Origin of the sequence: Microvirga alba (assembly GCF_015694465.1) — a bacterium.
GTDB lineage: Bacteria > Pseudomonadota > Alphaproteobacteria > Rhizobiales > Beijerinckiaceae > Microvirga > Microvirga alba.
Map to the genome: position 1 here is coordinate 248,239 of NZ_JADQDO010000004.1, position 11,932 is coordinate 260,170.

Consider the following 11,932-nt stretch of genomic DNA (forward strand, 5'->3'; position numbering starts at 1 on the left):
ATCGACGAAGGGAATAAACCTCGTCGCGCGGACAATACGGCCTTAAGCTGTCAACCGCTGCGCTGCGGTCCGCAGATCGCCAATGGTGCTCACCGATTGAGCGCTGGCGGCCACGACGTGCTGACGGCGTTGCGCAACGCCGAGGAGACCGATCGTATCCACAACGACCTTGTTGAGGAACGCATTGGCTTCAAGGCGCTGGAACTGCCGATGGCCGACCAGGAAGACGACGATGTCCGCTTGGCGTCGCGCATCGTCGGGTCCTACGAGGCGAACATTAGATAGGTCCGCAAGCGCGGCCGGCAGCTCCCGCACATGCGGATCGCAGACGAGGATATCGAGGTTGGTGCTGCGAGCCAGGTCGTGCACGATTTCCAGCGCGGGCGACTCCCGAAGGTCGTCCACATCCGCCTTGTACGTCAATCCATAGCAGCTCACGATCGGGCGTTTGAAGCGTTTGGCCAGCGCGCGGATTGTTTCGACCACGGATTTGGGCTTTCGGTCGTTGACCTCGCGTGCGACGCGGATCATGCGGCTGAGATCCGGCGCGCTGTCGACGATAAACCACGGATCAACCGCGATGCAGTGCCCGCCAACGCCTGGTCCGGGCTGCAGAATCTTGACCCGTGGATGTCGATTGGCCAGTTCGATCGCCTGCCAGACATCTATCCCGAGATGGTCGCATATCATCGAAAGTTCGTTTGCGAACGCAATGTTGATGTCACGCGATGCGTTCTCGATGAGCTTGACGAACTCAGCCGTTCGGCAGTCGGTTACCAAAAGGTTTGATCTTACGAAGGTCTCATAGAGTGCGACACCAGACTGCGCACATGCATCTGTCACCCCGCCAATGATGCGATCATTGGAGACGAGTTCACGCAACATTTGGCCTGGCAAGATACGTTCAGGGCAATGGCAGACGAAGATGTCGAACTCGCCGCCGACATCCATGTAGCGTGGCACCCGCAGATCGGGACGAGCCGCAGCGATCCGCTCGCACAGACGCTCCGTCGTTCCCACGGGAGAGGTTGACTCTAGAATCACCGTACTTCCAGCACGGAGACATGGCGCAATCTCGTCACAGGCCGCATAGACATAGGAGAGATCGGGTTTTTGCCCCTCTATGAGGGGTGTGGGAACTGCGAGGATGAAGTAATCCGCCTCGACCGGCTCCGTCTGCACCTTGAGCCGACCGGTGCTGAGCGCCGCGGAGAGCAGCATTTGCAAGTCTGGCTCATGAAAATGCGGGTGGCCAGAATTGATCGAGGCCACTGCAGCGGCGTTGATGTCGAATCCGGTAACCTGATGCCCCTGACTTGCGAGCATGGCGGCCGTTGGCAGACCGATATATCCCAATCCTGCAACGCAGACTTCTGCCATAATGACCCTCTTCCTATTGGCGCTGGATACGTCTGCGAGCGCGTTTGCAGTCGAAGCCGCATCAACAGTTTGATCTGGACTGGCGAGTGATACCCCACCCGAGCCTAGTATCGAGCCACATGACAGCCGCCGGACATGGCTCGGCTACTCGGGTGAGACCCGATCGATAGACACGGCTGGCGTCTTTCTAAAGACGGTAGCCTCCGATCGGGTTTCGTAAACCTCTCATCAATGAAGCCCGAATGCACTTACTCGTTCGGGCTAGGCGCCCGACAACTCCTCTGAGTTAGAACCGCGCTCACTCGTTTGGAGTAGATCGACCGATGAAGAGGACAGCCCCCGTGCTCAGCACCGGGATACAGCCTCAATCAAAGCTCCAAGCGATGTGGTTTGGATATGTGTTTAGATTGACGATTCACGAGGCATGCTCGGAAGAGCAGCCCCCGCCCTTCAATCGCTAATGCGCGATATGAGGTTGAGGGACCAACGGCACCTTGTCACGGCGTGGCGCGGCCCCAAATCTCGCATCAGTCGACGCCGGATTGCAAACATCGCTAAACCGCATCGGGCAATGCCCAACGACGGCGTAATACGGAATATCTGGGGTGCATGCTCCATTACCCCTCGTATATTATTGAGCCACCCCAATCAAACCCATACACTGTTGGGCTGAGTTTTATAAGACCGAACAACCGAGTTGAATATACATCGCTCAAGTAGCGTTATCTTAACTTAAGCTTACGCTTGGCGGCCGCCCGTTACGGTCCGCTGTTCGATACTTGGAGATCCAACCGCCGCGAAGGCTTTCACTGTTGCAATGATAGACCTCTAGGAATCGCTATGGAACACGAACAAGCTTCACGTGGGACCTTCTATTCTGAGGTTGCGGCAAGGCCACCATCCCTTAAGGCCCTGCCGCTCTATGACGTCAACGACATTGGGCTGCCGCCCGCGCGGCGCGCCCGCATTCGCGTAACGCACCTGCACCAATCTCGGAGAGAAGCTGAGAGGGGTTTGCAGATCGCAGCGAAGCGTTGCTTTGACGTTGCGGTTGCCATCTGCCTGATTATCTTGCTTGCCCCCGGGCTCCTTATGATCGCAGCCGCAATCAAGTTGACTTCGCCAGGGGCTGTGCTCTTCCGGCAGCAACGCTATGGAGTCGGTAAGAAACAATTTGCGATCTTGAAATTTCGCACGATGAGCGTGGGCTCTTGCGACCCTGCTGGCGTGCAGCAAACCCGCCTGGGAGACGCGCGCGTAACGCCCGTCGGCCGCTTCTTACGCAAGACCAGTCTCGATGAACTGCCACAGCTTTTCAACGTCTTGCGGGGAGATATGTCACTGGTCGGTCCGCGGCCACACGTTCCCGGAATGCTGGCGGGTGGCATGCTCTACGAGGACCTCGTACCCGAGTACTTCGACCGCCTTCGGGTTCGGCCCGGTGTTACAGGCCTTGCGCAGGTCAACGGCTTGCGTGGCAGCACGGAGGACCCTGCTACTGCACGGGCCCGCATCAGCGATGATCTAACCTACATTGATCACTGGTCTTTAATGCTCGACTTTAAGATCCTCATCATGACAGCTCGAACGGAATTCCTCTCCGGAAGCGGCTTTTGACCTCCTACGGTGACGTATATTCCCAGCAGCCACACATCTGGGTTCGGCGTCCTGCGGAGGGCGCAGAATCGTCCCTTGGCTTTCAAGGTTATGGCATGCCGATTTTCAGTTGCAGAGGAGCCCGCGCGCTCTGGAGCAGACGCGCGCAGCGGCAGTTCCAAGGTCAGACGCGGATACGCGTTCCTGACAACGCCTTTGGGGGAGAGAGTCTGCGATGTTTGAAGATCTGAAGGCTATCCAAAGAGCGTTACAGTTGGAGAAGCTCGAGAGGTTCAAGCGACGTGTTTCCTTCGGGGACCTGATCACCGACCGCTGGGAAAACGCGCGTGAGTACGGATTTGGAGAAGGATCTTCCTGTTACGACAGCGTTCTCATCTTGGGTGAGGTGACGGTCGGTGAATACACCTGGATCGGGCCAAACGTTATCCTCGACGGATTGGGCGGCCTGATCATAGGAGATCACTGCTCAATCTCGTCTGGCGTTCAAATTTATTCGCATGACACCGTCCGACGGAGTGTCACATTGGGCCGCGAGCCCGTCGATCACTCGTCAACCGCGATTGGCAATGGCGTTTATATCGGTCCCAACAGCATTATCGGGAAGGGAGTTTCGATTGGAGATTCGGCCGTCATCGGAGCCATGTCATTCGTGAACAGCGACGTGCCTGCGGGCAAGAAGGTTTGGGGATGTCCAGCGCGGATCGTGGGAGATGTCGAGACTTGAGCGCGCCCTCGGATTTCCGCCCCGGATCGCGATGCGCTGTCGCAAACTGGCAACTGATCAAGATCGATGGAGGACGCCATGACGATAGTCACGGGCGACTTGCGGTGAGGACCGAGGTGACACGATGACGAGACTACACCGGTCTTTCGTGTTCTCCGGCCTCGAGAAATACTTGACCCTCGTGATCAATCTGGTGACGACCGCGATTATCGCGCGTCTTCTCACACCAGACGAGATCGGCGTTTTCGTCGTCGGTTCCGCGACTGTATTGGTGGCGGAAGTGCTACGTGACTTTGGGGCGAGCGTTTACCTCGTCCAGGAAAAAGACATCTCACCTGAGGGCGTGAGAACGACGTTCACGATCATGTTCGGGATATCGGTTCTTATCGCCGCGCTTCTCCACGCACTCGCAGGTCCTCTCGCCACCTTTTACGTTGAGCCAAGGCTCGATCCAGTCATCAGGATCGCCTCGGCCAGCATCGTCCTCGGAGCCTTTGCAAGTCCTCCCATGGCCCTTCTGCGGCGTGAATTGGCGTTCGGTAGTGTCGCGTTCCTGAACCTGACTGGCGTAGCCGCCAATGCGAGCGTCGCGCTCCTGATGATCGCACTTGGGTGGGGGTATCTCAGCCTTGCGATTGCCTCGGCGGCCTCATCCGCAGCCATCACCGCTGCAGCCATCCTGCATCGTCCGAATTTATGGATCTTCCGGCCCTGCCTCCTGCATGGACGCAAGATCCTGGCCTTCGGCGGGTATGCAAGCGCGACCGCGGTTTTGAATGTCTTCTTCCAAATGTTGCCGCAGATGTATCTTGGTCGCCTGATCGGCTTCGATGCCGTCGGAATTTATAACCGCGCAGTAATGCTGTACCAGTTGCCGGAGCGCGCGATCGTGAACGCGTTCCAACCCGTCTTATTGCCAGCCTTGGCCGCGGAGGCCCGTGCCGGCCGCGACCTCAAGAGGGCCTACCTGCACGGTCTTGCATTACTCACTGCCGTGCAGTGGCCCGCACTTCTGTGTCTAGCGGTTCTCGCAGAGCCGGTCGTGCACGTTCTTTTGGGGGCTCAATGGGGCGAGGCCGCTCCGCTCGTCAAGATAATGGCTCTTGCGTCGATCATCATGTTCCCCGCCCCGTTGACATACCCTATGCTCATCTCCCTCGGGCGCGTGCAGGATGGCCTGACTGCCAGTCTGATCTCGTTGCCGATCTCCGCCGCTCTCATCGTCGGCGCAGCACCCTTTGGTCTAAAGGCGATCGCCGCGACTATGTTCTTGAGTGCCCCGTTGCAGGTCTATGTCGCAATCGCGCTCATCCGGCGGCAAATGCCATTGCGCTGGATCGAGATCGGCCTCGCGGTTTATAAAAGCGCCTGTGTCGCTCTCTGCGCGGCGGCTCCCGCCAGCATCTGTCTGTTGATCGGAGAAGACGTACCACCCGTTGTCACCCTCGCCCTGGCAGCAGCCGGCGCCGGCGCCGGATGGGTATCAGGCCTTGCACTGACCAACCATCCTTTGACCGTCGAAATCCTTGGATTCGTCAACATCGCTTCATCGGCGATCAAGGCCCGCGCTCTGAAGCGGCGAAAAGTCTAATCAGACACCGGGTTGTGATGACGCCTCCAAAGAGGCTTCTTTCTCGCGCCGACAGAGCGGATACAACGTGAGGCTTCGCTCCGTTGAGAAAGCTGCCTTGATCCAGTTTTGAAGAGATGCGCGGAAGTCCGTCGCCAATGATCAAGCTCGCCTTGCGCGCGCTCTGTTCTGATCGTTATGACAGCGCCTCCATAAGCGCAGAAACGACCTGATCCTGCATGCCGTCCGTCATCTGATGAAAGAGCGGCAAAAGAATGCTGCCATTTTGAGCGCGCTCGGATTCGGGCAACGGGAATCGCAACGCCAGGTCCGCATATGCTGGCTCGCGATGCACGCACATGATTCCCCTCCGCGTGGCGACACCACGGTCAAGCATCTTCTGCATCACCTCAATCTGTCGCGCATCCTCCGGCAGACGCACGCAGTAACTCTGCCAGTTCGTTCTGGCCCAGATCGGCTCTTCGGGAGCAGCTACGCCGGGGACATCCGCGAGCATCGTCTCATAGGCAGCGGCGAGATTTCTCCTGCGCAAAATGATCTCGTCCAGCTTTTTGAGCTGCTCGCGCCCGACCGCACCTTGCACATCGGTGAGGCGATAGTTGAATCCGGTCACCGGATATTCTTCGACAACGACAATCTGGCTATTGTGACGGACCGAATCCGGAACGCTCATTCCGTGTTGCCGCCAAAGCCGGAAGAGGTGATCAAATTCAGCGTTCGACGTGGTTAAAACCCCGCCATCGCCGACCGTGAGTAGCTTCCGAGGATGGAGCGAAAAACAGGCAATATCGCCATGCGGCCGCCCGATCCTTCCCCATGAACCATCGATACGAATTTCCGAGCCAATGGCGCAGGCCGCATCCTCGATGACGACCAGTCCGTGAGCCCGGGCGATCGGCAAGATCCGCTCCATGTCGCAGGGCATACCCATCTGGTGAATGCACATCAACGCCTTAGTCCGCGCTGTGATGGCCGGGACGATCTGATCCGGGTCCATCGTAAAGGTTACCGGGTCGATATCGATGAACACGGGAACAGCGCCGCATTGGCGAACAGTGTTAGCGGAAGCGATGAAGGTGTGGCTTGCCAGAATCACTTCGTCGCCGGTGCCGACGCCAGCCGCCATGAGCGCCAGGTGCAACGCGACTGTGCAATTCGAAACGGCACAAGCATGCTCCGCGCCGACAGCCGCGGCGAATTCAGCCTCGAAGCTGGCGACCTGAGGCCCCTGTGTCAGCCATCCCGATAAGACGACCGCTGCGGCAGCATCCGCCTCCGCTTTCCCGACGAAAGGGGACATGATTGGTATCATCAGGCAGCTCCTCTTTGAGCGGAAATCAAGCTCTCGGCCCGCCACCAATCGACCAGCTCGTTCATTCCCTCTTCCACGGAGAAGGCGGCCTCGAAGCCGATCGCTTGCCGCGCCGCACTGGGGTCGCACAGGCGCCGCGGCACCGGATTGACCGCGCGCTCCGGCTCGTGGATCGGATCGATGCCGTCACGTTTCATGGCTATTGCGAGGAGACGGGCAAGTTCTAGCAGGGACGTTTCTCTTCCGCTCCCGACATTCAGCGCAACATCCGTCGCATTCGACGTCGCCGCGAGGATGTTCGCCCGCGCAACATCCTTAACGTGCACGAGGTCCATGGTCTGCTGACCGTCGCCGAAGATGATCGGCGAACGTTCCGCATCGAGCCGCTCCATCCAACGGATCATCACTTCGGTATAGCGACCATGGATATCCATTCGGGGACCAAAGACGTTGAAATACCTCAGCGCGACATAGTCGAGCCCATACATGTCGTTGAACGAGCGCAGAAGCCCCTCTCCGAAGGCCTTCGCGGCACCGTACAATGTCCGGTTGGCATATGAATTCTGGTGTTCCGTGGTGGGGAACTCGTCGGCGAGACCATAAACCGACGCCGACGAAGCCATGACCACCTTGCGCACTCGCGAGCGCACACATTGCTCGAGGAGATCGAAGGTCGAGTCGACCATCACCTCCATCGCCGCACGCGGCTCTGCCGCGCAATGGGTGATGCGAAGCGCCGCCTGATGAAAAACCGTATCCGTGCTCTCGATGAGACCGCTCATCAAGGCCCTGTCCCGAATATCTCCGACGATGAGCCGCACTGGACCATTCGCCATCGCGTGAGCGAGATTTTCCGGCCGACCGCGGACCATGTTGTCGACCACATTGATCTCGCGACAGTCGCAATCGATGAGCTGATCGACGATATGCGACCCGACGAAGCCAGCACCTCCTGTCACCAATACCCGCTTGCCCTTCAAGACGTCTTCAGAGGCAGCCATAGTCGTCTCCAATGTGGAATGAGGCATTGCGCGCAGCTACAACCAACCCTGCACGCCGACAATTCGAGGGATGTGACGGGGTGTCAGAGCGTCTCCGCATCGGACCGTTCCGCGACGCGGATCAGCGTGTCCGCCACGGTGTTCAATTGCCTCTCTGTCATCTCCGGAAAGATGGGGAGCGACAGGAATTCGTTGGCAAGTTGCTCTGAAACCGGAAGCTCGCCGGATACCCTTACAATCTTCGAATATGCAGGTTGCTGGTGGACGGGACGGGGATAGTGAATGCCCGTCGCTATTCCCGCTTCCGCGAGGCGCTGTCGAATTTCGTCACGGTCCGCGATGCGCACGGCGTAGACATGGTAGACGTGATCAGCACCACACGGTTCCGGAAGGCGCAGCCCGCTTCCGCTCAGGAGGTTGTCGTATCGCGCCGCGACCTGCCGCCTCGCGGTTGTCCAAGAAGGAAGACGCTTCAGCTTCACTCCCAAAGCCGCGGCTTGTATGGTGTCCATGCGATAATTGTAGCCGGGCCGCACGTGATTGTACTTCCCCTGCTGGCCCCAATCCCGAAGACAGCGCACGGTCGCGGCCGCCTCAGGATCGTCGGTCACCAATGCCCCACCCTCACCGCAGGCACCCAGATTTTTGCCGGGGTAGAAGCTGAAGCAACCCATGGCTCCGAAGGTCCCTGCACTCCGCCCGTTCCGTTCGGCGCCATGGGCTTGCGCGGCGTCTTCGATGACCATGATGCCATGGCGGTTAGCGATCTCGCACAGGGACTCCATATCGGAGAGGCGACCGTGCAGATGGACTGGTATCACCGCCCGCGTCCGTGGAGTGATCGCGGATTCAAGCGCCGCGGGATCCATCGTGAAGGTCTCGGGATCGGCATCCACGAGGACTGGCGTTGCGCCGGCATAAAGGATGGCTGCGACGGTGGCGACGAATGTCATCGAAACGGTAATGACTTCGTCCCCAGGGCCGATTCCCGCCGCCAGGAGAGCGAGGTGGAGCGCCGATGTCCCGCTGTTGAGGGCCACCGCCTCCCGCGCGCCGCAGAACTCCGCGAAATCCTGTTCGAAGCGGTGGACGGGATCCCCGAGCACGTAATCTCCGCTACGCAGTACATCAAGCACCGCCTGCTCAAGGGGCTCCTGAACGGAGCGGTATTGGGCTTTGAGATCGATCAGCGGAATCATGACGCGTGCCTCATGTCGGCGAGTTCAACGGGATGGCCACGCTGCCGGAGCGATTGCGAAGCTCCTTCCAGCATGGTGACGACGCGAAGTCCGCTTGCGCCGCTGGTCAACGGGGTCGTCCGGCTGTCGATGCATTGCACAAAGTGCTCGACTTCGCTGAGAAGCGCTTCCTTTACGGGGAGTTGCGGCGTCCACACGTCGCCCATGCGGTAACTAAGCAGCATGCGGTACACATCCTCACGCTGGTCCGGATCATCCGCCTCGTTGCCGTGGTAAACTCCTCGGTCGTAGACTTTCACCTTCTCGCTCGGTTCGACATCGTCATAAACGATCATCCGACGGCTACCGCCGATCAGAGTCCGGCGAATCTTGACCGGCGCGAGCCAGTTCACATTGAGATGGGCCGTCGCGCCCCCATCGAGATAAAAAGTGATGTGCGCCATATTTTCGGGGCTGCCCTTGATATGCCCGGCACCGGTTGCGGAAACCGCGAGCGGGCGCACGCCCAGGGCGAAATCCATGATCGCGAGATCATGGACAGCCAGGTCCCAAATAACGTTTACGTCTCTTTGAAAAAGGCCGAGATTGATCCGAGTGGAGTCGTAGTAATAGCAGTCGCCGATGACGCCCGTGACAACGAGATCCCTGATCTTCTGGACCGCACCGGTATAAACGAAGGTGTGATCGACCATCAGGACAAGGCCGCGCTTTTCCGCTTCCTCGATTAGAATGGACGCCTCACGTGATGTTGCGGCCATCGGCTTCTCGACGAGCACGTGCTTGCCAGCCTTGAGAGCCGCGAAAGCCAATTCAAAATGAATTCTGGTTGGCGTCGCGACGACCACCGCATCGACCCGAGGATCGGACACGAGTGTCCGCCAGTCCTCCTCGATGCGCGCCGAACCGTAGCGCGAGGCGGCCCGAGCGCGTGCCGCGGCGGACTGATCGGCGATCGATGCAACAACGCACCCATCCGCTTCCATCACGCAACGGGCGAGATTGGGACCCCAATAACCATAGCCGATAATGCCGATACCGATCATCGCATTTTCCTCAAGAATTCTCGGCCATGTCTGCAAGGCGCTGTCCGGCGCCCCGGTCCAAACCGTTGCGGCTGTCCCCCAGGACACGCGCCGGAACGCCTGCCACGATGGCGTAATCGGGAACGTCGCGTGTCACGACCGCGCCGCAGCCGACCATCGCGCCTTCACCAATCACAACTCCACAACGGATTGTGGCGTTCGATCCAATCGAGGCCCGGCGACGCACGGTCGTCAGCACAAGACGCCAATCATGCTCAGTCATGAGCGCACCAGACTCGTTCACCGCGCGAGGGTAGATGTCATTCGTGAACATGACTCCATGAGCGACAAACACCTCGTCCTCGATGGTCACCCCCTCGCAGATGAAGGAATGAGAGGAGATCTTGCATCTCTCTCCAATCACGCTGCCCTTCTGGATCTCGACGAAGGGACCGATTTTTGTGCCATCTCCGATCGTGCAACCGTAGAGATTGACAAGGTCCGGATGGGTAACGGCGACACTTCCACTCATCTTGACGTCGACTATGGGCATCGGTTCAACCGCGAAAATTTCGTACGATGCAAAACTAGCTCGCCAGTGCCCGGGCGACGCATGCTAATGCGGCTTACTCCCTTCGGAAGCTTCAGATTTCCGGCGGTTTTCGCTTGGTCGGCGGTTCCCAAGTGAGTTGGGAGTTCACGCACGCATCGCTATTCTGCGGGCTTTGCCGTGTCGCTGCAGGCGGCATCGCGGCAGTTGAACGGAGTCGGTTGGCATATCTTCGAGCTGTTGAGCGTTCCCGAAATTTACCGTCGGGACCGGACAATCTCCACCGTAGAGATCACTCCGGCAGCGATCGCCGATTGGTGGACGGCGATAATGTGACGTGCCGGCCAAGGCCGATGGCTCAGAACGGATCGCTCATCAAATGAGCTGACCTCATAAAGCCGCCGCTCACGCGGATGGTAATAGAAAAACCGATAGCCATAGCTCGCAATTTTCTCGTACCAGGGCAGAGAGGGTAGCCCCAGCAGGAGGATCAGGATGTCGGCGTTACCCCCGGCTAGAACGGTCTCGGCGCCTTCGAACACTTGTGGCTCGAAGCCGGAAACGTTCACCTTGAGGACAGAGATGTGCGTGACATCAGACCGTTTGAGTTCGCCGGACAACGTACGGACGGCAACGACCTCGCCGCCCTCCGAAGGGACATCGCTCAATCTGCCCATCCAGGTGCGCTCGGTAGCCTCAAAGGTCGATTCCCCATCGGCGTTTGACAGCGCCAACTGATGGATCTTCACTCGCTCGACAACTCTATTTCTCTCGACGTTTCGCCGCAGTGTCGCGACATTGGCCGCACTCGGCTCGAAGGCGTGCACGATCGCGGACGGCAAGGTTGCAGCAAACACAGCAAATTGTCCGATTGCTGCTCCAACATCCACGACGACCCAGTCGGGACGTGAAACGTGGCTCAGAAATGAAAACTCGGGATCAATCAAATCGCCGAACATGACCAGTGCAGGCGGGAATTGACTTGGGTATTCGAACTCGAGAACAGAACCCGATCGGAGCGAAATTTCAGACCTCGGTGGGCTCCTCAGACGAAGCGTTATCATCCTGGCAGCTCCGCGTAGCGTATCCGCAACGCCGACTGTGCGAATCCCCCATCGCAATTTATGTGCAGCCGACTGGAATCTTGCAGACGTGGCTTCAAATCGGTGTTGTGGATTCATGAATGACATCCTCTGCGGCGCCTCTCTGCATCGCGAATGTAGCATCGGGCGATGAGATATGACCCAACCGTCTCAATGAAGATAATGGCAGCGGGCTGGAGGGCCACGCCCCAGGGATGAAGAATGAAGAGCCCGAGCGCACACCAGAGCGAGTACAGCACCAACGCAATGTCAGCGGCCCTGATCTTTCCGGCTTTTCCCGTGGCCCAAATGACAAGCAACAGCACCAGCGTCGCAAGCAGAACGAATCTGTCGAGAGACAACCACGCTGGGCCGACCTGGATGATCCAGGGGATGATAAGGGCGATGATAAATAGGGAGGCTGGCCAAGGCAGTATTTTGCGCCGCAGTCGCT

At 58.7% G+C, this 11,932-nt stretch carries 10 protein-coding genes; 3 read left to right on the plus strand and 7 right to left on the minus strand.

Translation table 11 applies throughout. The features are described 5' to 3' along the window. Positions 1-42: 42 nt before the first annotated feature. Positions 43-1,380, minus strand: coding sequence for a UDP-N-acetyl-D-mannosamine dehydrogenase (gene wecC, locus I2H38_RS10965; protein ID WP_196271882.1), 1,338 nt, complete (start codon positions 1,378-1,380; stop codon positions 43-45). Between the two features lie 840 nt (positions 1,381-2,220). Here wecC and I2H38_RS10970 point away from each other — a divergent pair. The 3 genes from I2H38_RS10970 (at position 2,221) to I2H38_RS10980 (ending at position 5,312) form a co-directional block, all read left to right on the plus strand. After that, positions 2,221-2,997 carry a sugar transferase gene (locus I2H38_RS10970; RefSeq protein ID WP_196271883.1) on the plus strand — a complete coding sequence of 259 codons (777 nt, stop codon included), beginning with the start codon at positions 2,221-2,223 and terminating at the stop codon, positions 2,995-2,997. A 214-nt stretch (positions 2,998-3,211) separates the two neighbouring features. Then, entirely contained in the window at positions 3,212-3,721 is a 510-nt protein-coding gene (locus I2H38_RS10975) for an acyltransferase (RefSeq protein WP_196271884.1), read from the plus strand. 124 nt (positions 3,722-3,845) lie between these two features. Next, positions 3,846-5,312, plus strand: a complete 1,467-nt coding sequence (locus I2H38_RS10980; RefSeq protein WP_196271885.1) for an oligosaccharide flippase family protein — start codon at positions 3,846-3,848, stop codon at positions 5,310-5,312. Positions 5,313-5,487: 175 nt separating this feature from the next. On the opposite strand, the gene I2H38_RS10985 is transcribed toward I2H38_RS10980, so the two are convergent. The 6 genes from I2H38_RS10985 to I2H38_RS11010 form a co-directional block, all read right to left on the minus strand. Beyond that, positions 5,488-6,624 (minus strand): DegT/DnrJ/EryC1/StrS family aminotransferase, encoded by a 1,137-nt coding sequence (locus I2H38_RS10985; RefSeq protein WP_196271953.1) that lies wholly within the window; start codon positions 6,622-6,624, stop codon positions 5,488-5,490. After that, positions 6,624-7,625 (minus strand): NAD-dependent epimerase/dehydratase family protein, encoded by a 1,002-nt coding sequence (locus I2H38_RS10990; protein ID WP_196271886.1) that lies wholly within the window; start codon positions 7,623-7,625, stop codon positions 6,624-6,626. The genes I2H38_RS10985 and I2H38_RS10990 overlap by 1 nt, the downstream gene beginning before the upstream one ends. A gap of 83 nt (positions 7,626-7,708) precedes the next feature. Further along, a complete protein-coding gene (locus tag I2H38_RS10995; protein WP_196271887.1) occupies positions 7,709-8,824 on the minus strand; it encodes a DegT/DnrJ/EryC1/StrS family aminotransferase in 1,116 nt (371 codons plus the stop codon). Then, on the minus strand, positions 8,821-9,867 hold the full coding sequence (locus I2H38_RS11000) for a Gfo/Idh/MocA family protein (RefSeq protein WP_196271888.1): 1,047 nt from the start codon (positions 9,865-9,867) through the stop codon (positions 8,821-8,823). The genes I2H38_RS10995 and I2H38_RS11000 overlap by 4 nt, the downstream gene beginning before the upstream one ends. Before the next feature lie 10 nt (positions 9,868-9,877). After that, on the minus strand, positions 9,878-10,399 hold the full coding sequence (locus I2H38_RS11005; RefSeq protein ID WP_196271889.1) for an acyltransferase: 522 nt from the start codon (positions 10,397-10,399) through the stop codon (positions 9,878-9,880). Positions 10,400-10,653: 254 nt separating this feature from the next. Beyond that, entirely contained in the window at positions 10,654-11,355 is a 702-nt protein-coding gene (locus I2H38_RS11010) for an FkbM family methyltransferase (RefSeq protein WP_196271890.1), read from the minus strand. Between the last annotated feature and the right edge of the window lie 577 nt (positions 11,356-11,932).

Bases quoted from the DNA above. Each gene is read 5' to 3' on its own strand.
- I2H38_RS10980 (WP_196271885.1), top strand. From the start codon at position 3,846: ATGACGAGACTACACCGGTCTTTCGTGTTCTCCGGCCTCGAGAAATAC.
- I2H38_RS11000 (WP_196271888.1), bottom strand. From the start codon at position 9,867: ATGATCGGTATCGGCATTATCGGCTATGGTTATTGGGGTCCCAATCTC.
- I2H38_RS10975 (WP_196271884.1), top strand. From the start codon at position 3,212: ATGTTTGAAGATCTGAAGGCTATCCAAAGAGCGTTACAGTTGGAGAAG.
- I2H38_RS10995 (WP_196271887.1), bottom strand. From the start codon at position 8,824: ATGATTCCGCTGATCGATCTCAAAGCCCAATACCGCTCCGTTCAGGAG.
- I2H38_RS11005 (WP_196271889.1), bottom strand. From the start codon at position 10,399: ATGCCCATAGTCGACGTCAAGATGAGTGGAAGTGTCGCCGTTACCCAT.
- I2H38_RS10985 (WP_196271953.1), bottom strand. From the start codon at position 6,624: ATGATACCAATCATGTCCCCTTTCGTCGGGAAAGCGGAGGCGGATGCT.
- I2H38_RS11010 (WP_196271890.1), bottom strand. From the start codon at position 11,355: ATGTTCGGCGATTTGATTGATCCCGAGTTTTCATTTCTGAGCCACGTT.
- I2H38_RS10970 (WP_196271883.1), top strand. From the start codon at position 2,221: ATGGAACACGAACAAGCTTCACGTGGGACCTTCTATTCTGAGGTTGCG.
- I2H38_RS10990 (WP_196271886.1), bottom strand. From the start codon at position 7,625: ATGGCTGCCTCTGAAGACGTCTTGAAGGGCAAGCGGGTATTGGTGACA.
- wecC (WP_196271882.1), bottom strand. From the start codon at position 1,380: ATGGCAGAAGTCTGCGTTGCAGGATTGGGATATATCGGTCTGCCAACG.